General features: G+C 65.6%; 17 protein-coding genes. 12 read left to right on the top strand and 5 right to left on the bottom strand.

The window, feature by feature from the left end; translation table 11 throughout:
• Window positions 1-26 precede the first annotated feature (26 nt).
• The 5 genes from hemC to ABNU97_RS01965 are packed head-to-tail and all read left to right on the top strand — an operon-like array spanning window position 27 to window position 5,361.
• Window positions 27-947 (top strand): hydroxymethylbilane synthase, encoded by a 921-nt coding sequence (gene hemC, locus ABNU97_RS01945; RefSeq protein ID WP_348765065.1) that lies wholly within the window; start codon window positions 27-29, stop codon window positions 945-947.
• Window positions 947-1,729 (top strand): uroporphyrinogen-III synthase, encoded by a 783-nt coding sequence (locus tag ABNU97_RS01950; RefSeq protein WP_348765066.1) that lies wholly within the window; start codon window positions 947-949, stop codon window positions 1,727-1,729. The genes hemC and ABNU97_RS01950 overlap by 1 nt, the downstream gene beginning before the upstream one ends.
• Window positions 1,730-1,775: 46 nt before the next feature.
• Window positions 1,776-3,308, top strand: a complete 1,533-nt coding sequence (locus ABNU97_RS01955; RefSeq protein ID WP_348765067.1) for a uroporphyrinogen-III C-methyltransferase — start codon at window positions 1,776-1,778, stop codon at window positions 3,306-3,308.
• Entirely contained in the window at window positions 3,305-4,495 is a 1,191-nt protein-coding gene (locus tag ABNU97_RS01960) for a heme biosynthesis HemY N-terminal domain-containing protein (RefSeq protein ID WP_348765068.1), read from the top strand. The genes ABNU97_RS01955 and ABNU97_RS01960 overlap by 4 nt, the downstream gene beginning before the upstream one ends.
• 2 nt (window positions 4,496-4,497) lie before the next feature.
• Complete coding sequence (locus ABNU97_RS01965; protein ID WP_348765069.1) at window positions 4,498-5,361, top strand: SDR family oxidoreductase; 864 nt, start codon at window positions 4,498-4,500, stop codon at window positions 5,359-5,361.
• Between the two features lie 9 nt (window positions 5,362-5,370).
• Here ABNU97_RS01965 and ABNU97_RS01970 read toward each other — a convergent pair whose 3' ends face one another.
• The 5 genes from ABNU97_RS01970 to ABNU97_RS01990 all read right to left on the bottom strand — a co-directional run bounded on the left by ABNU97_RS01970 (window position 5,371) and on the right by ABNU97_RS01990 (window position 12,604).
• Entirely contained in the window at window positions 5,371-5,835 is a 465-nt protein-coding gene (locus ABNU97_RS01970; protein ID WP_348765070.1) for a hypothetical protein, read from the bottom strand.
• 170 nt (window positions 5,836-6,005) lie between these two features.
• Window positions 6,006-9,107 carry an efflux RND transporter permease subunit gene (locus tag ABNU97_RS01975; protein ID WP_348765071.1) on the bottom strand — a complete coding sequence of 1,034 codons (3,102 nt, stop codon included), beginning with the start codon at window positions 9,105-9,107 and terminating at the stop codon, window positions 6,006-6,008.
• A complete protein-coding gene (locus ABNU97_RS01980; protein WP_348765072.1) occupies window positions 9,104-10,483 on the bottom strand; it encodes an efflux RND transporter periplasmic adaptor subunit in 1,380 nt (459 codons plus the stop codon). Before ABNU97_RS01980 ends, ABNU97_RS01975 begins: the two co-directional genes overlap by 4 nt.
• Window positions 10,480-11,970: an efflux transporter outer membrane subunit gene (locus ABNU97_RS01985; RefSeq protein ID WP_348765073.1), complete on the bottom strand. Its 1,491-nt coding sequence runs from the start codon at window positions 11,968-11,970 to the stop codon at window positions 10,480-10,482. The genes ABNU97_RS01980 and ABNU97_RS01985 overlap by 4 nt, the downstream gene beginning before the upstream one ends.
• 112 nt (window positions 11,971-12,082) lie before the next feature.
• On the bottom strand, window positions 12,083-12,604 hold the full coding sequence (locus ABNU97_RS01990; RefSeq protein WP_348765074.1) for an EF-hand domain-containing protein: 522 nt from the start codon (window positions 12,602-12,604) through the stop codon (window positions 12,083-12,085).
• Window positions 12,605-12,815: 211 nt separating this feature from the next.
• Between ABNU97_RS01990 and ABNU97_RS01995 the strand changes: the two genes are divergently transcribed.
• The 7 genes from ABNU97_RS01995 to ABNU97_RS02025 all read left to right on the top strand — a co-directional run.
• Entirely contained in the window at window positions 12,816-13,538 is a 723-nt protein-coding gene (locus ABNU97_RS01995; protein ID WP_348765075.1) for a response regulator, read from the top strand.
• Window positions 13,539-14,876: an ATP-binding protein gene (locus ABNU97_RS02000; protein ID WP_348765076.1), complete on the top strand. Its 1,338-nt coding sequence runs from the start codon at window positions 13,539-13,541 to the stop codon at window positions 14,874-14,876.
• A 75-nt stretch (window positions 14,877-14,951) separates the two neighbouring features.
• Window positions 14,952-15,725, top strand: a complete 774-nt coding sequence (locus ABNU97_RS02005; RefSeq protein ID WP_348765077.1) for a phosphatase PAP2 family protein — start codon at window positions 14,952-14,954, stop codon at window positions 15,723-15,725.
• Window positions 15,726-15,781: 56 nt separating this feature from the next.
• Window positions 15,782-16,465, top strand: a complete 684-nt coding sequence (locus ABNU97_RS02010) for a type 1 glutamine amidotransferase domain-containing protein (RefSeq protein ID WP_348765078.1) — start codon at window positions 15,782-15,784, stop codon at window positions 16,463-16,465.
• A gap of 38 nt (window positions 16,466-16,503) precedes the next feature.
• A complete protein-coding gene (locus ABNU97_RS02015; protein WP_348765079.1) occupies window positions 16,504-16,980 on the top strand; it encodes an N-acetyltransferase in 477 nt (158 codons plus the stop codon).
• 16 nt (window positions 16,981-16,996) lie between these two features.
• A complete protein-coding gene (locus tag ABNU97_RS02020) occupies window positions 16,997-18,487 on the top strand; it encodes a RimK family protein (protein WP_348765080.1) in 1,491 nt (496 codons plus the stop codon).
• Window positions 18,488-18,583: 96 nt separating this feature from the next.
• A partial coding sequence (locus ABNU97_RS02025; RefSeq protein WP_348765081.1) for a malate synthase G occupies window positions 18,584-19,998 on the top strand: 1,415 nt, incomplete at its 3' end.

Here is a 19,998-nt window from a genome sequence, read left to right on the forward strand (position 1 = left end):
TGTCGTCTCCAATAAGGCTTTTGTTCATGTCCAAGACCCTGCGTATTGCCACCCGTCAGTCCCAGCTCGCGATGTGGCAGGCCGAACACGTCCAGGTGCGCCTGCAGACCGCGCTGCCCGAAGTCGACGTGGTGCTGCTGCCCATTCGCACCGAGGGCGATCGCGTACTCGACCGGCCGCTGGCCGAAATCGGCGGCAAGGGGCTGTTTCTCAAGGAACTCGAAGCGGCGATCGCGGCCGGCGAAGCAGATATGGCGGTGCACTCCATGAAAGACGTGCCGGCCGAACTGCCGCCGGGCTTCGCCCTGCCGACGGTGCTCGCGCCGGGCAGCCCGCTGGATGCGTTTGTCTCCAACCACTACGACACGCTGGAATCGCTGCCCGACGGCGCGCGCGTGGGCACGTCGAGCCTGCGCCGTGCGGCGATGATCAAGCACCTGCGCCCGGACCTGGAAATTCTGAGCCTGCGGGGCAACGTTCAGACCCGTCTGGCCAAGCTCGATCGCGGCGACTTCGATGCCATCGTGCTGGCCTGTGCCGGCCTCGAACGCCTGGAGCTGGCCTCGCGTATTGCCAGCGAACTGACGATCGAGCAAAGCCTGCCGGCGATCGGTCAGGGCGTTCTGGGGATCGAGATTCGTGCCGACGACGACGAAACCGCGGCCCATATCGCGGCCCTGGACGACGAATACACCCATATCCGGATCGACGCCGAGCGCGCGGTCAACGCCCGCCTGGAAGGCAGCTGTCATCTGCCTATCGCTGCCCATGCGGTCCATGATGGCCAGACACTGCGCCTGCGTGCCTGCGTGGGCAAGCCCGACGGCAGCGTGATGGTGCGCGACGAAATCAGCGGCCCGACCGGTGAAGCCGCCGAGCTTGGCCACCGGCTGGCGGACCGACTGCTGGCCGCGGGCGCCGACAAGATTCTTGCTGACCTGGGTTGATGAGTACGCCGCTGGCCGGCCAGACGATCTGGCTCACGCGGGCCGTGCACCAGAGCGCGGCCTGGGCGCGGTTGCTGGAACAGGCGGGGGCGACGGTCATCGTCGAGCCGCTGATGGCCATCGAGCCGACGGCCGATCGCCAAGCGGCCTATCGCGCACTGATGCAGGCAGTGACCGCCGATCGGGTCCTGGCCACCAGCACCAACGCGGTCGATGCCGCCTGGCAGCTCATGCCCGGCTTCGCGCCCGCCGGTCGCCTGTACGGCGTCGGCAATGCCAGCGCCCAGGCGCTGGAAGCCGCGGCCGGGCGCCCGGTCGAACGGCCGGCGGGGGCCTTCACCAGCGAAGGCCTGCTGGCCATGGACACGCTTACCCGTGTCGAGGGGCTGGATATTGCCATCCTCTCCGGCGAAGGCGGGCGCGATCTGCTCGTCGACACGCTTAGCCAACGCGGTGCCCGAGTGCACAAGATCGCGCTCTATCGGCGTTGCTGGCTGACACCGAGCGTCGAGCGCCTGGAGCGGATCGCCCGCCGTGCGGATGCGGTTATCGTGACCAGCGGCGAGGCGCTGGCGCATCTGTGCGATCTCGTGAACAAGCGCGCCTACGTCGACGTGCGGGCCGCTTTGGAACGCTGTCGGTTGGTGGCGCCAAGCGTGCGTGTGGTAAAACAGGCCGATCAACGCCTGAACTGGCAGCATGCGCCGTTGATCGTCGAACGCATCAGCGGCGAGGCCATCGTGGCCGCGCTTGCGCGGCAATCGACGGGCGACCGACAATAGCAGCCATCGCTACGGGCTATCGGCTACCGGGGGAATCCGCCACCACATGAGTGAAGAAAAGCGTAACGAAGCCCCTTCGAACAAGGGCGCTGACCAGAACAAGAGCGCGGCCAGCGCTTCCACATCGGCCAGTGCCAGCAGCGGCGCGTCCAAATCGGCGGCCAGCAAGCCGGCCGATAAAACGACGGCTGGCCAGAGCGGCAAGAAACAAGCCGCATCGGGCGCGAACACATCCGGCGGGAGCGCCAAGACGGACGCGAGTTCGTCGAACGCGGCGAAAGGCAATACCGCCGGCGCTGGCAAGACCGGCGCCTCGGCGACAAATCCCGGGGCGACGACCGCAGCGAGTACGGCCGCCGCCAAGCCGACTGGAAGCGGTGCGAGCACCCCGAACCGCCCGGCCCGTGGCGCGCACAGCGGCAACGGCGGTGGCAAGCCGCCGATCATTGCCATCGTGGCGGTGGTAATCGCGCTCATCGCGCTGGTGATTTCCGGCTGGCTGCTCTACCGCGGCGAACAGCGGCTTGCCTCGGCCGATTCGCGCCTGGACACGGTCGAAAAGAGCGTGCAGTCGAGCGTGCAGGACATCGTCATGCCGCGCCTTTCGCGATTCGATTCGCGACTGCAGTCGCTGGATGCCGATCTGGGCGATCTGGGCTCGCGTATCGACCGGCAGGGCCAGAACCTGTCGGATATGCAGGCGTCGCTGGAAGCCACTCAGACCCAGCTCGCCGAACTGGCCGATGCGCGCAACGAAAGCGCCAGCCGGCTGCAGCTCGACCAGATCGAATCGCTGCTGCGTGTCGCCAACCAGCGCGTACAGCTCTACGACGATCCGCAAGGCGCGGCGCGTGCGCTGGAAATGGCCAGCGATGCGATCGCGCGCAAGAACGACCCGCGCCTTTTCGATATTCGCGGCGAGATCGCCAACGAAGTGGCGGCCCTACAAGCGCTGCCATCGCCGGATATCGAAGGTCTGTCGCTGCAGCTTGCGGCCCTTATCGAACAGGTGCCCCAGCTGCCGCTGGATTCGAGCGTGCCCAGCGAATACGACAATCAGCAGAGTCAGGCCAAGGCCGCGGACGACGAATCGAGCATGAGCTTCGACGAGTTCCAGTCGCAGTTCAGCCAAGGCTGGGATCACTTCAAGAATTCGGTGGGCGACGCGCTCTCCGGAATGATGACCATCCGCCGCTCGGACGGTACCCAGCGCGCGTTGCTGCCCCCGGATCAGGCGTTCTTCTTGAACCAGAACCTGCAGCTGGAACTGCGCAGCGCACGGCTGGCCCTGCTCGAGCGCGATACCGAGAACTATCGCGAGAGCCTGGAAACCGCGCGTGAGTGGCTTGCGGATTATTACGATAGCGATGCCGCACCGGTCAGCCAGATGCGCGACCGACTCAACCAGATGAGCAACGTCAAGCTCGACTGGGATACGCCGGATATCTCGCGCAGTCTGGTTCTGCTCGAACAGCTCAAGTCGCGTCGTGGCGGCGGCTCTTCGGGCAGCAACGACAGCTCGAGCAATCAGGACAACGATGCTAGCGCCGGTGAGCAGACCGGCCAGGACGGTGCATGATGCGGCGTACGCTGCTGGCTTTCTGCCTATTCGTCATCCTCGGCATCGTGATCGCGCTGGTCTTTCGCGACCAGCAGGGCTATCTGCTGCTGTCGTTCGGCGGCTGGGAAGTAGAAACCTCGCTGCTGTTCGCGGTGGCCGCGCTGGTCGTGGCGATCGCGCTCGTGATCGGGCTGTGGAAGCTCATCGTCGCCGGCGTGCTGCTGCCGCGTTCGCTGCGCGAGCGTGTCGCCCGACGCCGTGAGCGCAAGGCACGCCATTCGCTCTACGACGGTCTGCAGCTGTTGCTGGAAGGGCGCTGGTCGCGCGCCGAGACCGAGCTGAGTCGTCTTGCCGACCGCCACGAAGCGCCGGGTCTGAATTATCTGCTCGCCGCCCGCGCGGCCCAGTTTCAGGGGCATGTCTCGGACCGCGATCGTTTTCTGGAGCTGGCCTCGTCCAAGAAGGGCGCGAGTGAACTTGCCGTGCTGCTGACCCAGGCCCAGCTGCAGATCCAGCAGGGCCAGAGTGCCGAGGCCATGGCCAGTCTGGCCCGGCTCTACCAGATGGAGCCCACGCACCCGCAGGTGCTTCAGCTCTACGCGGCGCAGTCGGCGAGCGTGGGCGACTACAAGCAGCTGCGCGCGTTGGTGCCGTCGCTCTACAAGTACGGCGAGATGCCCACCGAGAATATCGATCGTTTGGCGGTGGATGCCTGGAATGACGATCTCACCCACCATCAGCAAAAAGACGCGATCGCTCTGACCACCGCCTGGAAGCGCGTGCCCAAACGGCTGCGTTCCAAGCCGGGCATGGTCGAGCGCTATGCCAAGCTCCTCAAGCTGGCCGGCGCGGACGAGCAGGCCGCGGACGTGATTCGCGACACGCTCAAGCACGAGTGGAGCGCGTCGCTGGCGCTGCTGTTCGGCGATCTGGAATGCGCTGACCGCACTGCACAGCTGGCCACGGTGGAGAACTGGCTCAAGCAGTACGGTGAAGAGCCCGAACTGTTGCTCGTGGCGGGCCGTCTGTGCCTGCGCAATCGCCTATGGGGCCGGGCGCGCAGCTATTTCGAGGCCAGCCAGAAGAATCAGTCGCGCCCCGATGCGCTGCTTGAGCTCGGCAGGTTGTTCGAGGAAATCAACGAAAAAGAGGAAGCGCGTTCGGCCTATCGTCGCGGCCTCGAACTGCGCGACGCGAACCGCTAGGTTTGGCTTCGCATAGTCTGATCATCGGCTGCGGCGACACGGGTGTTCGTGTCGCCGCACGCGCGGTCGCTGCAGGCGATATCGTGACCGGCGTGGTGCGTAGCCCGGCCAGCGCCGCGAAGGTGCGCGCCGTGGGCGCACATGCGCTGACCCTCGATCTCGACACCGACGCCCTCGAATTGCCGGCCTGCGACCGGCTGTTCTATTTCGCCCCGCCCCCGCGCGAGGGCGATACCGATACGCGCATGGCGCGTGTACTGGCTGCCCTTCACGCTTCGCCGGCCTATACCGTTTATATCAGCACCAGCGGCGTCTATGGCGATTGCGGCGATGCCTGGGTGGACGAAACCCGGCCGGTGAACGCCGAAAGCGAACGGGCCAAGCGGCGCGTGGACGCCGAGCGTCAGATGCTCGACTTCTCGCCGCAGGCGCGTGTGCTGCGGGCCCCCGGCATCTACGGGCCGAACCGCCTGCCGGTGGCACGGGTACGCGAGGCCACGCCCATTCTCAACGATGAAGACGGTGGCTGGAGCAACCGTATTCATATTGACGATCTGGCCGCTATCGCCTGGCTGGCCGGCACCCGCGTGCTCGACCACAATCTTTACAACGCCAGCGATGGCCATCCGACCGGGCTCGGCATCTACTACGACACTCTGGCCGAGATGCTGGGTGTGGCCTCGCCGCCGCGTATTTCCTGGGCCGAGGCCGAGCAGCGCTTTTCGGCCATGCGGCTGTCGTTTCTGCGCGAATCCCGGCGCTTGAGCAACCAGCGCCTGCTCGACGATACCGGCTACGTGCTCGCCTTCGCGGATTTTCGCGACGGCCTGGCAGCCAGCCTCAAGGCCGAACCGCCGCTGGACTGAACGCCCGGCTCAGCCGCCGGCGCCCACCGTCGGCGCGATCAGACCGTTGCGGTCCAGGCCTTGGGCAAAGCGCGAAATCGCCTCGTCCAGGCAGTGTGCGCCGGTGAGCGCGAACACGACGTTCCCGTCGCGGTTTTCTATCATCGTCGCGTTGTATAGAAAGCTGGGCATACCGCCGCGACAGTTGCCGATGCGATCCTCGGAGAGTGTGAGCCGGTATCGGGCCTGCCGGGCCAGGCTGGTGTAGGCGCGGTTGCGATCGAGCGCGGACGCATCGTATGACATCAGCGCCCAGCCGCGCTCGCGCAGGCTCGCCCGCAGGCGCTCGAGAAGCAGTCCGTCGCCGGCGGGTACCGCGACCGCCCTCGTGGAAGCGTCGTCAACCGGCGCCGGCAGCGGCGCGCTCGCACAGGCGGTCAGCATGCCGTAAAGCACGATCGCGAGGGCAGTCAGGGGCGTCTTGCGGGGCTTCATCGGCGGCGGTATCGGGCGGGCTCAGCGCCTCAGGATAACCTTCATCGCCACCGCGCGCAGAAGCGCATCGTATCGGCGTGGGAAAAGCGGATGCGCGGCGCTATTGCCGAACGCCACGCAGGCCGTTTGCCCGTGCCATCAACACCCTGAGACGGTCTTTTCATGCCGGCTCAGGCGCCTGCTTCGGGGTCGCGCCGCGACAGCAGGCCGCGCAGGTCTTCGACGATTACGTAAAAGCAGGGCACCAGTACTAGGGTGATGGCGGTCGCGAACAGAATGCCGAAGCCCAGCGAGATCGCCATCGGGATCATGAAGCGTGCCTGCAGGGACGTTTCGAAGATCATCGGTGCCAGACCACCGAAGGTGGTCAGCGTGGTCAACAAGATCGGGCGAAAGCGGCGAACCGCGGCCAGACGCACGGCGTTGGCCGGACTTTCTCCGCTGTTGCGTAGCGTATTGGCATAGTGGATGAGCACCAGCGAATCGTTGACCACCACGCCGGCCAGCGCCAGCACGCCCATGAGGCTGACCACCGATAGGGAATAGCCCATGATTTCGTGGCCGAGAATGGCGCCCACCACCGCGAACGGAATGGCGATCATCACGATGATGGGCTGCAGATAGCTCGCGAACGGGATCGCCAGCAGCATGTAGATGCCGGCCATCGAGAAGACGAAGCCCACGAACAGCGCATGCACCGAGTCGGCCGTGTCTTGCTGGCGGCCGGAATAGCCGTAGCTCAGACCCGGATAGTCCTGGGCGAGCTGGGGCAGGGTTTCGGCGTTGAGGGTCTGGGTGATACGGCTGGTGGCATCGAAGGGGGTGACGTTGGCGGTGACTTCGATACTGCGCCGGCCGTCGCGGCGAGTGATCTGGGTGAAGGCCCGGTCGTAGTCGATATCGGCGATCTGGGCCAGCGGCACGTAGGTATTGTCGGGCGTGCGGATCAACAGATTGCGAATCGAGGCCGCGCTGTCGCGCTCGGACTCGGGCAGGGTCACCATGATCTTGACTTCGTTACGCCCCTGAAGCTGGCGTAGCGCCTCGGCGCCATAGAAGGCAGCGCGTACCTGGGCGCCCACGTTGGCGTTGGTCAGGCCCAGGGAGCGGCCGGCATCGTTGAGGGTGAAGCTGATCTGGTTCTTGCCCTCGGCCACGCCGCTGTCGATATCGTGGGTACCGGCGAATTCGCCCAGCCGTGTGGCCAGCGCTTCGGCCGCGCGATCCAGCGTATCGGTATCGCGATGCGACAGTTCCACGGTAATGGCCTTGCCGGCGCCGGGCCCTCCGGCATCGGACTGGAACTGGGCCGACTGCAGGCCGGCGATATCGCCGAGCTGTTCGCGCCAGGCGGTAGTGAAGGCCGAGGTGCTGATCGGGCGTATGTCCGCTGGTTGCAGGTAAACGCGCATTTCCACCACGTTTTCCTTGATGGTGGCGAACACGCCGGTGGCCAGGTCGCTGCCGCCGTTGTCGGCGATCACCTGTTCTGCCGCCGCTTCGAGGCGGTCGCGGGTGGCCTGCACGCGATCCATGGGGCTGCCATAGGGCAGGGTCAGCGTGGCCTGGGCGCGATCGGATTCCACCTTGGGCATGAGTGCAAAGCCCATACGTCCGGAAAACGCCCAGGCCAGCACGACCAGCAGCACGGCCACGCCCAGCGCGGAAGTGACGTAGCGATGCACAACGAGCCGCGAGGCCAGCGGCGCGTAGTAGTCGCTCACGAAACGCGAAAAGCCGCGCGAGAACGCCTGCTGGCGGGTATGGATGGCGGCCGACAGGCGATTGCGCCGGCCCTCGCGTTCGTGGGCCAGATGCGCGGGCATGATGAACAGTGCCTCGACCCAGGACACCAGGAACACCGTGATCACCACCAGCGGAATCACGCCGAAGAGCTTGCCGAGAAAGCCGGGCACCAGCAGCAGCGGCAGAAACGCCACCACGTTGGTGAGAATCGAGAACGAGATCGGCATGGCCACATCGCGCGCGCCGGCGATCGCGGCCTGCATGACGCTGGCCCCGCGTTCGCGATGTTCGTAGATGTTCTCGCCGGCCACGATGGCATCGTCCACCACGATGCCGAGCGCGATGATGAAGGCGAACATCGAGATCATGTTGATGGTCACGCCCATCAAAGGCAGGAACAAGAACGCGCCGAGAAAGGCGGTGGGAATGCCCATGGTCACCCAGAACGCCAGACGGATCTCCAGAAACAGGCTGAGCACGCCCAGTACCAGCACCAGGCCCATGAATGCGTTCTTGAGCAGCAGTTCGAGGCGCTGCTGATAGATTTCGGAGCTGTCGCCGTTGATGGCGTAGTGCAGCGAGGGCGGCAGGTCGGTTTCCAGCTCGGCCATCACCTTGCGCGTGGCCTGCGAGACCGAAATGGGCGTCTGCTTGGCCACGCGATAGACCGCGATCCCGATCGAGCGGGCGCCGTCGTAGGTGGCTTCGGTCTTGCTGTCTTCGAAGCCGTTGTTCACGGTGGCTACATCGCCCAGCCGTACCACCGTGCCTTCGGGCGTGGTCAGCAGCGGGATGCGTTCGAATTCGCTGGCGGAATCACGTCGGCCCTTGAGCCGCAGCAGAACCTCGCCCGAGGCGGTATCGGCACTGCCACCGGCCACGTCCACCGCCGAGGCGGCCACGGTATCGGCGACATCTCCCAGCGTGAGCCCGAAACTGCGCAGGCGCTCCTGGGAAATGGCGACACGAATCACGTAATCACGCGCGCCTTCGAGCTCCACCTGGGTGATGTCCGGCGATTGCAGCAAACGGTCGCGTACTTCTTCGGCATAGGAACGCAGCGCGTTTTCGCTGACATCGCCGTAGAGCTGAACATCGAGCACGTCGCGCTGGTGGTCCGACAGCGAGATCACCGGTTTTTCGGCATCGTCGGGGAAGGTGGTGACCTGGCTGATCGCCTGCTGCACGTCCTGGAACACGGCCTGGCCGTCGGCCGATTCGGACAGTTCCAGTTGAACCGTGGCACCGCCTTCGGCCGCCGTGGCGGTCATTTCGTCGATGCCGGAGACGTCGCGCACCTTTTCTTCGATGGCGAGCACGATATTCTGTTCGACCTGCTCGGGGGTGGCGCCCGGATACGACACCGATACCGTGACCATGTCGAGGCTGAATTCGGGGAAGACCTCCTGCTTGATGAGCGTGGTCATCAGCAGGCCGCCGGCCAGCAGCACGAGCATCAGCAGATTCGGCGTGACCCGATTGGCGACCATCCAGGCCATCGGGCCGCGGCGCGGACTCTCGCTCACGAGTTCGGCTCCGTCGTTGCCGCGGCCACTTGCCGTGTGTCGGGTCGCGCGCTAGCCGGGCTGGACGTAATCTCCTCCGGTGGGCCGCTCAGGCGCAGTCCCTGCGGCCGCTGCTTGCCGGTCATGGCCGCGGCTTCGGCTTCGTCGTCGCCCGGGTCGCCTGCGTCATCCGGGTTGGCGGGTGTTGTCGCCGTACTCGAGTCGACCCGGATGGGCATACCCTGGATGGGCGCGGTCAGTTCGCTGGTGATCACGGCATCGCCCGGTTCTAGCCCGGCCGAGACAACCGTCTGATTGGCGTCGCGATAGAGGATGTCGACGCTGCGGATATCCAGGCGGTTGTCGTTGCTCATCACCCAGACGTTGTTGTTCTCGTGCACGAACGCCGAGTCGATGAGCACGCTGTCGGCCGGCAGCCGCGCTTCCAGCGCGGCCCGCACATAGGCGCCGATCAGCAGCCGCGTGTCGGCAGGCGTGTTGTCGCCCAGCGGGTCGGGCACCTGCAGCAGCACCCGCGCCATGCGCCCCGAGGTTTCCAATGCCGGCTGGATACGCAGCACTTCGGCGGGCAGGAAGGCGTCCGCGCCCCAGCCGTCGGGATAAAAGATCTGCGCCGAGGTACCCGCACGCTCGGCGTCGGCGGCATGAATGAAGCGCAGCTGATCGACCGGCACCGATACATCGACCCAGTAGGTATCGGTCGCGGCCAGGGTGGCGATGCTGTCGCTGGTGGTCACCACATCACCGATCGAGGCGCTGCGTTCGGTGACGATGCCGGCAAAGGGCGCCCGCACCTTTGTACGGTCCAGATCGAGCTGGGCCTGTTCGACCGCCGTACGGGCGGCTTCGACGTCGGCCTGGGCCTGTTCGAGCTGGGGCCCGCGCAGGGCCAGGTCGCGCTCGTCGGCGCTGACGTCGCTGCCCACCAGGGCCAGCTCGCGCTTGGCCACGGCCTGCTGGCCCTGTTCCACGCGCAGCGCGGCCTTTGCATTGGCCAGATCGGTGCGCGCGCTATTGAGCGCGAGCTGGTAATCGGCCTCGTCGATACGAGCCAGCACCTCGGATTTATTAAAGCGTGTGCCCGGCGCGAGCTTGTCGGTCAGTGCGACGATCTGGCCCGACACCCGCGGACGCAGGGTGGTTGAATCGGCCGCCTGCACGGTGCCGTTGGCCGAGAAATCCAGGGTCGTCGGCGCGGCTTCGGCCGGCGTGACCGTAACCAGCCGGGCCTGGCGCTCGCGCGGCGTGGCCTTGGGCGCGCTCGGCGTGCTGGTGAGCACGATGAAGGCGATGACGACGCCTGCCACCAGCACCAGAACGGGCAGGGCAATCCATAGCAGTCGCGGCAACGTGCGCCGGGGTGGTTCGCTGTTCATGGGCGGTCTTCGGTTTGCGCGGCGTCCAGCGGGATGCGGGGATTATCGATGCCGGCGTCGGGCAGGCTGTCGATATCGCCGGCGAGCGCGCGATAGAGGTTGATACGGTAGTCGATCAGCTGGCGGCGAGCGGCCAGATAGTCCACCTGCAGGTTCTGGCGGGTGAGCAGGGCATCGAGCACGTCGAGGTAGTCGGTGGCGCCGCGCAGGTAACGCAGGCGCAGATTGGCCACGCTCTCGCGCGACAGGCGCAGCTGTTCGTCGAGGCGCTGCAGATAGCGCTTCTGGCGGTACTCGTTGGTCAGCGCATCCTCGGTTTCCTGCAACGCTTCGAGCATGCTCTGCTGGTAGTCGGCGACTTCTTCGGCGACCACGGCCCGGCTGCGATCGACCTCGGCCGCGCGCGAGCCGGCATCGAATATCGGCTGGGTGAGATTGGCCGCCAGCTGGGTAATCCAGTTGGAAAACAGATCGCCGGAATCGTTGGTCGCCGATACGCTCGCCGACAGCGACAGCTGTGGATAGCGATTGGCCACGGCCACCGCGACCCGCCGATCGGCCGCGGCCAGCGAATAGAATTGCTGGCGCACATCCGGCCGGCGCATGAGCGCGGCGGCGGGCACGCCGGTGTCCGGCAGGGCGGGCAGTTCGATGAGATCGCCTTCGGGTATGTCCAGGTCTTTAGGCGCGACGCCCACCAGCGTGGCCAGGGCGTGTTCGAGTACCGCTTCGCTAGCCTGGGCCTGCTCGAGCTGGCCGCGTACCGACTCCACCGCCTGGCGCTGGCGCAGTACGTCGGCGGCCTGGCTCTGGCCGTACTTGAAGGCATAGGTGGTCAGGTCGAGCACGTCGCGATTGGTCTGAATCTGGCTTTCCAGCAGCGCGATACGTGCGCGCAGTTCCTGCAGCTGATACCAGTTGCTGGCCAGATCGGCGGTGAGCGTAATGGCAGCCGCCTGGTAGTCGGCCGCGGTCGCGCGGGCATCGAACAGGGCCGCGCTGCGCGCATTGCGCAGCCGCCCCCACAGATCGAGTTCATAGGCCGCCGAAAATTGCAGGGTGCGCGTTTCGCTCCAGTTCGAGCCGCTCTGGTCAAGCACGATGCCGTTGCTGCCGGCAGTGCTGCCGCTCACGCTCGCGCCGTTGTTCGACCGCCGCGTGCCGCTTTGTTCGAAGCTCGCATCCACGCTCGGGAACAGGTCGGCATTGGCGCTGGCGAGCGTGGCCCGGGCCTGTTCGACACGGGCATAGGTCGAGGCCAGGCTGAAGTTGTTGCCCAGCGCGCGTTCGACCAGCGTATTCAGCCCCGGATCGTGGAAGGCGGTCCACCAGCGGCTATCCGTGGCTGCTTCGCCGCTGGCGCCAAACCGGGCCGGCATCTCGAATGCGGGTTCGGCCAGTTCGTCGAGCGGCGTCGTCGCACAGCCGGCGAACGCCAGGCACAGGCAGGCAAGAGCGGCAAAACGCATGGGCGGCGACAGGGTCACGGGAATCGGCGACTCATTCTAACGGCTGTGAAAAGCCCGCCGGCACGAACGCCGACGGGCAGACGAGACGGCCCGGGCTCGCCGGGCGGGCAGCGGGCCGTCGTTTCGGACGTTACGGCGAACGCTTGTCGTGTTCCTGTGCCATACGGTCGTGGTGGCGCTGCATGGCCTGCTTGAACTCTTCCCGTGACACGAGGCCGTCGCCGTCGCTGTCCATTTTCTTGAACATATCGTCGCGCTTGCCGTGGTTGTTCGGCTTATCGGCGCCGTTTTCGGCGTGCTTCGACTTGTCGCCGCCGTGCTTGCCGTGCTGCGGCGGGCGGGCTTCGCTTGCGTCCAGGCTGCCGTCGCCGTTGGCATCCAGGCGCTCGAACATGCGCTCGGCGCGCTGCTGGGCCTGGGCCATGAACTCGTCCTTGTCGATCTGGCCATCGCCGTTGGTATCGGCAGTATCGAAGCGCAGTTTGGCCATGGCTTGGCGCATGTTCGACAGTTCCTGCTGGCTCAGACTGCTGTTGCCATCGGCATCGAGCGCGTCGAACAGCTTGTCGGAATCGTGCATGGGCTTGGCATGGGCGCTGGCGATGCCGACCAGGCCGGCGGTGAGGGCGGTCATGAGAATACGGTGTTTCATGGATGTCTCCTTTGGGGGGCGATACGGGCCGTGCTGGCCCTGTCTCGAACGCCATTAACGCGCACAAATGTCGTGCAAATCTGTCGGCAGGCGATGAATTTGTCGCAAAGTGTGTCGAGGCCCCGGCCCTGGCAGAGCTCGATACAACGGCCGCGTAAAAACGCCCGGATGGCGGGTTATATTGGCCCGGCCATTCGTTCACGAGCCCGTCATGGCCGAGCCGCAGCCGCATATTCTCGTTGTCGACGATCATCGCGATATTCGCGATTCGCTGACCCGCTATCTGCGCGATCACGGCTTTCGCATATCCGCGGCGGCCGATGCGGCCGCGGCGCGGCGGTTGGTGCGCGAATCGGCCTTCGATCTGGTCGTGCTGGATATCATGATGCCCGGCGAGGACGGCCTGAGCCTGTGTCGCTGGCTGGGCGAAACCCACGACATTCCCATCGTGCTGCTGACTGCCGTGGCCGACGAAACGGATCGCATCATCGGCCTGGAAATGGGCGCGGACGACTATGTCACCAAGCCGTTCTCGCCGCGGGAGCTGCTCGCGCGCATTCGCGCGGTGCTGCGGCGGGCCACGGCGCTGCCGGCCCAGCGCAACCAGCCCGAGCGCAGCGCCGTGCGCTTCGATCGCTGGACCTTCCATACCGCGCAACAGGAGCTGGTCGACGAAGACGGCGTGGCCGTGGCCCTGTCCACCGGCGAATACCGCCTGCTGCTGGCGTTTGTGCGCCACCCCAATCACGTGCTCTCGCGCGATCAGCTGCTGGATCTGACGCAGGGCAAGGACGCCCAGGTGTTCGATCGCAGTATCGACAATCAGGTCAGCCGGCTGCGCCGCAAGGTCGAGCTCGACCCGGCCAATCCGCGCCTGATCCTGACTGTCTGGGGCGGGGGCTATCGCTTTGCCGCCGCCTGCGAGGCGGCCTGAATGCGCATGTGGCCGCGCAGCCTGGCCGGGCGGATCGTCGCGTTGACGCTGCTGGCACTGGTGATCTCGCAGCTGGTGAGTTTCTTCATTTTCATGCACGAGCGCGATCGGTTTCTCGAGCGCGTGATCCTGGGCAACATGGCCGATAACGTGGCGGCCGCCATGCGCACGCTGGAATTCGTCGCCGACGACGAGCGCGCGGATGCGGTCGCCGCGCTGTCTACCCGCGATCTGCGTTATCGCCTGGCACCCACGCCGGGGCGCGCATTTGCCGGGCGCAGTGACGCCGCCAACCGTTTCGCCCTGGACATGGCCCGCAATATGGGCATGGAAACCGATCGGGTGCGGGTGGCGATCGGCCCCGGGCTGGCGCGCGGGCCGAACCGGCGTGCCGGCGATGCGCTGCGCATGGCCGTACAGATCGACGAGGGCGCCTGGCTGCGCGCACGCCAGATGGTGTTCGACCCGACCCGGCACTGGGCACGGTCTTCGTTGATGACGCTGGCGGTGAGTGCGGTTCTGATGGTGCTCATCGTGGTGCTGACCAGCCGCCGGATCACTGCGCCCCTGCGCGAGCTGGCCGGGGCGGCGGAACGCTTCGGCCGGGGCGAAGAGGTGGCGCCGCTGCCTGAATACGGCGCCGAGGATATCCGGCGCTCGGTCGCGGCATTCAATCGCATGCGTGAACGCCTGGCCCGGTACGTGGCCGATCGTACCCGTATGGTCGCCGCCATCGCCCACGACTTGCGCACACCGATCACCGCGCTGAGGCTGCGCCTGGAATTCCTGCCCGACGACGACAACACGCGCTCGATGGCGGCCACCCTCGAGGATATGGCGCGCATGAGCGAGGCGTCGCTGACCTTCATGCGCGAAGAGGCCGCTACGGAGGCCACACGCACCGTCGATTTATCGGCGCTGGTGGATGCCTTGTGCGAGGACTATCGCGCGGCCGGCGCAACGGTCGTGTTCGAGCCCGATGCTCGCCTGGCGCTGGTGTGCCGCCCTGCCGCGATCCGGCGTGCGCTGCGTAACGTCATCGACAACGCGCTCACCTACGGCCAGCGGGCACGGCTGGTTCTGCTCGACGATCGCCAGGCAGTGACGATCCAGGTGCTGGACGACGGTCCGGGTATCGACGAGGCCGAAATGGCACGGGTGTTCGACCCGTTCGTGCGCCTGGAAAGTTCACGCAGCCGCGATACCGGCGGTACCGGCCTGGGGCTGTCGATCGCGCGCTCGGTAGTGCAAGGCCATGGCGGCGACATCACGTTGGCCAACCGTAACGAAGGCGGGCTGAGCGTGAGCATTCGACTACCGCGAACCGGCATCAATTAGGTGCTATATACACGGTATTAAGAAATCGTTAATATCTCGTTTAGATAATGTTGCGGCACCTTGAGGAAAGCGGCAATGACGAGTACGAACGAAGCCTATTGGAATCTGCGCGGCCTGATGATCAGCTACGGCATCGCCGCGCTGCTGGTGTTGTCCTACCTCTGGGCGCCGACCCGAATGGTATGGGACGGGCTCGACCGGCATATCGCCCTCGGGCTCAACTCGATGGTCCAGACCAGCTACACCGAGCAGATGTTCTGGGCGTTCGCGAACCTGCGGGTATTCGATTACATCGCGGCGTTCATTCTGCTGGGGGTGCTCATCGCCTACGTCATGCGTGGCCAGAATGCGCCGCGAGACGTGCGTATCGCCCGATCGATTCTGGTGTGCGTGCTGTTGCTGGTGCTGGTCGCAATCACCCGCGAGTTTTTGTTCAAGGATGTCTCCCGCGAAAGCCCTTCGCTGGTACTGGAACCCTTCACGATGCTCTCCGAGCACACGCCGCTGAACCCGAAGGACCATTCCACCCAGAGCTTTCCCGGCGATCATGCCACCGTGGTGGCGACGTTCACCTTCCTGCTGTGGTTCTTCGCGGGGCGTCGCTATGGCCTGGTGTCGGCGGTGTTCGCGACCTTTTTCGTGTTGCCGCGGCTGGTCAGCGGTGCGCACTGGTTCACCGATGCCATCATCGGCGGGGTAGTGACCGCGCTGGTAGTGGTGCCGCTGGTCGTCTACACGCCGGTCCAGGACATACTCACGCGTGGCCTCGTGTCCGGTATGCACCGCCTGAAAGGTAGAAGCGGCGCCGAATCGGGTCATCCGTCGCACGGCTTGCGCCGGCACGATTGATTGTCGTGGCCGGTGGCCGCATCGTGCGTGTTTGACGTCACCACAAAGGATGCGCCATGAAAGTGCTGATGGTGCTCACCTCGCACGCTGCGCTGGGCGATACAGGCAAGACCACCGGCTTCTGGCTGGAGGAATTCGCCGCGCCTTACTATGTCTTTCGCGATGCCGGCGCGGAGGTGGTGCTGGCCTCGCCGGCCGGGGGCGCGCCGCCGCTGGACCCGGCCAGCGACACCGACCAGGCCCAGACCACGGCCACCGAGCGCTTCAAGAAAGATGCCGATGCCCAGCACGCTCTGGCGACCACGCACAAACTGGCAGACGTGACCGGCGAGCGCTTCGACGCGATCTTCTACCCCGGCGGCCACGGCCCGCTCTGGGATCTGGCCGAAGACCGCGATTCGATCGCGCTGCTGGAGCGTAATCAGGCCGCGGGCACACCGCTGGGGCTGGTCTGCCATGCGCCGGGCGTGCTTCGGCATACAAGGAATGCGCACGGCGGGCCGCTGGTCCATGGCCTCAAAGTCACCGGCTTTACCAATAGCGAAGAGCAGGCCGTGGGCCTGGCCGAGGTGGTGCCGTTTCGCGTGGAAGACATGCTCCGCGACAGCGGTGCTGAATTTTCGAGCGGCAAGGACTGGGCTTCGCATGTGGTGGTCGCGGGCAATCTGGTCACCGGTCAGAATCCGGCCTCGTCGACGGCCACGGCGCGGCTTCTCATGGCCCAGCTGCAGCCCAAATAGCCTCTCGCGCCGGGCGTTTGCGCGCGTATACTCGGCCCATGCCGGTGACCCCATCGACTATCATTCGCGCCGCCGATCTTGACGATCTGGCCGGCGTTTACGCGCTCGAACAGGCCTGTTTCGTGCTGGACGGGCAGAGCCGGCGCAGCCTGCGCCATCTCATCGCCCGTGCGCATGGCGATTTTCTGGTCGCCGTGGTGGACGAGGCCGTCGTGGCCGATGTGATCGTGCTCTATCGCCGTGGCAGCCGCGTGGCCCGGCTGTATTCGATCGCGGTCGGCCCGGCCGCTCGTGGCCGGGGCATGGCACGCCGGCTTCTGGAACGCGCGCAGGCCCAGGCTGTCGCAAGGGGATGTGGCTTCATGCGGGCCGAGGCGCGGCTTTCCAACGGCGCCTCGCGCGGCTTGTTTGCCGATGCGGGATATCGCGAAATCGCACGACTTGTCGATTATTATCCGGGCAGCAACGGCGGGCACGAAGACGGTGTGCGCCTGGAAAAACAGCTCAACAACTAGCAGGTAAAACGCGTCTATGGCCGAACCGATCGTGGTGGTGGAATCTCTGCGGGACTGGAAAGCGCCCGCGCCTTCGGTACGGCTGGTGCTCGCCGACGACTATCTGGCCGATCCGGCGTTCGCCGAGGCGGATCTGCACGTCATCAACCTGTGTCGCAGTACGCGCTATCAAAGCCTTGGCTATTACTGTTCGCTGCTGGCCGAGGCCCGCGGGCATCGCGTGCTCGCCTCGGTGGCCACGCTGCAGGACCTGTCGCGCAAGATTATCTACGGCAGTGAAATCCCGGCGCTGGCCGAGTATCTCGATCGGCTGAGCGAGGCCGAACGTGCCAGCCTGCCGGCGGCGTTCAACGTCTACCTCGGCCGCTGCGAAAACCCGTTGCTGGCATCGCTGGCGCGGCGGCTGTTCGAGCAGTTCGCCGTGCCGCTGCTGCATGTCGAGCTGCGCCGGCGCGACGGCAAGGTGGCGGTGGACGGGCTGCGCACGCTCTCGATTCGGTCGCTGGACGCCGAACAGGCAGCGTTTCTTGATCGCGCCCTGCAGGCCCATGTCGCCAAGGGTTGGCGCGGCGCGCGCAAGCGCCGGGCCGCGCGCTTCGATGTGGCCATGCTCGTGGACGCAGACGACCCGCAGCCGCCGTCGAACGTCGCCGCGCTGGACAAGTTCGTGGCCGCCGGCAAGCGTCTGGGCCTGGAGGTGGAAATCATCGGCCGGCGCGATTTCGGCCGGCTGGCTGAGTTCGATGCCCTGTTCATTCGCGAAACCACGCGGCTGGCCCATCACACCTATGCCTTTTCGCGTCGTGCCGAGCGCGAAGGCCTGGTCGTCATCGACGATCCGACCTCGATTCTGCGCTGTACGAACAAGGTCTATCTCGCCGAACTGCTGACCCGTTACAAGGTGGCCGCGCCGCGCGCCTGTATTTTTGGCGAACGCGAGGTCAAGCGCCTGCCCGAGCTGCTGGGTTTTCCGATGGTGCTCAAGGCCCCGGAAGGCGCGTTTTCGAAAGGCGTGTTCAAGGCCAACGATCGCGCCGAACTCGACGCTATCGCCGCGCGGCTACTCGACGATTCCGAACTCGCGCTGGCCCAGGAATTCATGCCCACCGAGTTCGACTGGCGGGTGGGTGTGCTCGCCGGCAAGCCGCTGTATGTCTGCCAGTATGCGATGGCGGGCGGCCACTGGCAGATCGTCAAGCACGAAGACAGCGGCGACTACAGCGAGGGCGATTCGGCCACGCTGGCGGTCGAGGATGCGCCCGCCGAGGTGATCGACACCGCGGTACGCGCGGCCAATCTCATCGGCGACGGTTTGTACGGGGTCGACCTCAAGCAGACCGCCGACGGTATTCGGGTGATCGAAGTCAACGACAACCCGAGCCTGGACGCCGGCATTGAAGACGCCGTGCTCGGCGATGCGCTGTATGACCGCATCATGGGCGAATTCCTGTATCGCCTGCAGCAGCGCACCCGGGCGCCGGGCAAGCGGCGGGCCGGATCGCCGTAAAACCCATGTCGGCAGTGCTTTGTTATGATGCCGGCCTGACAAATTTTCGTGACCGTTCGCCAGAACGGCTGCGTTTGGCACAAGAAAAGGCGTTTTATGACCGACCGTATCGAAAAAGCGGGCCTGCAGATCGGCAAGCCCCTGCATGATTTGATTGAAAAAGCCCTGCCGGGCACCGGCGTCGACTCCGACACCTTCTGGCAGACGCTGGCTTCGCTGGTGGCCGAGTTCGGCGATCGCAACGCGCAGCTGCTTCGTCATCGCGAGGATATCCAGGAAACGCTCGACAAATGGCACCGTGAACACCGCGGCGATGCCTTCGACAAGGGCGAATACCGCAAGCTGCTCGAAGAGCTCGAATACATCGTCGGTGATGTGGGCGACTTCAAGGTCTCGACCGACAACGTCGACCCCGAGATTGCTACCGTGCCAGGCCCGCAGCTGGTGGTGCCGATCACCAACGCGCGTTTTTCGCTCAACGCCGCGAACGCCCGCTGGGGCAGCCTGTATGACGCCCTCTACGGCGCGGACATCATCCCCGAGGATAACGGCGCCGAGAAGGGCACCAGCTACAACCCCAAGCGTGGCGCCAAGGTGGTCGAATGGGCGGCCAAGTTCCTCGACGATACCTTCCCGCTGGCCGATGGCTCGCATGCCGATGCCACTGCCTACCGTATCGATAACGACACCCTGGCCGTGGACGTGGGCGACAGCCACACCACGCTCAAGGACAGCAAGCAGTTCGCCGGCTACCAGGGCGATGCGTCTGCGCCCAAGGCCGTGCTGCTGACCAACAACGGCCTGCATTCCGAAATTCAGATCGATGCCAACGATCCGGTCGGCAAGGACCATGCAGCCGGCGTGAAGGACGTGCTCATGGAAGCCGCCGTCACCGCCATCCAGGACTGTGAAGACTCCGTCGCCGCGGTCGATGCCGAAGACAAGGCGCTGGTCTATGGCAACTGGCTGGGCCTGATGAAGGGCGACCTGCAGGAGTCGCTTGAGAAGGGTGGCAAGACCATCACGCGCAAGCTCAACGACGATCGCGAATACACCGCCCCCGACGGCTCCACGCTCACGCTGCCCGGTCGCAGCCTGATGCTGGTGCGCAACGTCGGCCATCTGATGACCACGCCGGCGGTGCTCGACAGCGACGGCAACGAAATTCCGGAAGGCATTCTGGACGCGCTGTGCACCGGCACCATTGCCCTGCACGACCTCAAGCGCAACGGTCCCCACACCAATAGCCGTGCTGGCAGCGTGTATATCGTCAAGCCCAAGATGCACGGCCCGGCCGAAGTCAACTTCACGGTCGAGCTCTTCGAGGCCGTCGAGAAGGGTATCGGCATGGCGCCGAACACGCTCAAGGTCGGCATCATGGACGAAGAGCGTCGTACCAGCCTCAACCTCAAGGCCTGCATCAAACAGGCCCGCGAGCGCACCATCTTCATCAATACCGGTTTCCTCGACCGCACCGGCGACGAGATGCACACCTCGATGGAAGCCGGCCC

This window comes from uncultured Salinisphaera sp. (assembly GCF_964012375.1).
Classification (GTDB): domain Bacteria; phylum Pseudomonadota; class Gammaproteobacteria; order Nevskiales; family Salinisphaeraceae; genus Salinisphaera.

What these genes read in the sequence shown, in the direction of transcription:
- hemC (WP_348765065.1), top strand. Translation starts at nt 27, where the DNA reads ATGTCCAAGACCCTGCGTATTGCCACCCGTCAGTCCCAGCTCGCGATG.
- ABNU97_RS01950 (WP_348765066.1), top strand. Translation starts at nt 947, where the DNA reads ATGAGTACGCCGCTGGCCGGCCAGACGATCTGGCTCACGCGGGCCGTG.
- ABNU97_RS01955 (WP_348765067.1), top strand. Translation starts at nt 1,776, where the DNA reads ATGAGTGAAGAAAAGCGTAACGAAGCCCCTTCGAACAAGGGCGCTGAC.
- ABNU97_RS01960 (WP_348765068.1), top strand. Translation starts at nt 3,305, where the DNA reads ATGATGCGGCGTACGCTGCTGGCTTTCTGCCTATTCGTCATCCTCGGC.
- ABNU97_RS01970 (WP_348765070.1), bottom strand. Translation starts at nt 5,835, where the DNA reads ATGAAGCCCCGCAAGACGCCCCTGACTGCCCTCGCGATCGTGCTTTAC.
- ABNU97_RS01980 (WP_348765072.1), bottom strand. Translation starts at nt 10,483, where the DNA reads ATGAACAGCGAACCACCCCGGCGCACGTTGCCGCGACTGCTATGGATT.
- ABNU97_RS01990 (WP_348765074.1), bottom strand. Translation starts at nt 12,604, where the DNA reads ATGAAACACCGTATTCTCATGACCGCCCTCACCGCCGGCCTGGTCGGC.
- ABNU97_RS01995 (WP_348765075.1), top strand. Translation starts at nt 12,816, where the DNA reads ATGGCCGAGCCGCAGCCGCATATTCTCGTTGTCGACGATCATCGCGAT.
- ABNU97_RS02000 (WP_348765076.1), top strand. Translation starts at nt 13,539, where the DNA reads ATGCGCATGTGGCCGCGCAGCCTGGCCGGGCGGATCGTCGCGTTGACG.
- ABNU97_RS02005 (WP_348765077.1), top strand. Translation starts at nt 14,952, where the DNA reads ATGACGAGTACGAACGAAGCCTATTGGAATCTGCGCGGCCTGATGATC.
- ABNU97_RS02010 (WP_348765078.1), top strand. Translation starts at nt 15,782, where the DNA reads ATGAAAGTGCTGATGGTGCTCACCTCGCACGCTGCGCTGGGCGATACA.
- ABNU97_RS02015 (WP_348765079.1), top strand. Translation starts at nt 16,504, where the DNA reads ATGCCGGTGACCCCATCGACTATCATTCGCGCCGCCGATCTTGACGAT.
- ABNU97_RS02020 (WP_348765080.1), top strand. Translation starts at nt 16,997, where the DNA reads ATGGCCGAACCGATCGTGGTGGTGGAATCTCTGCGGGACTGGAAAGCG.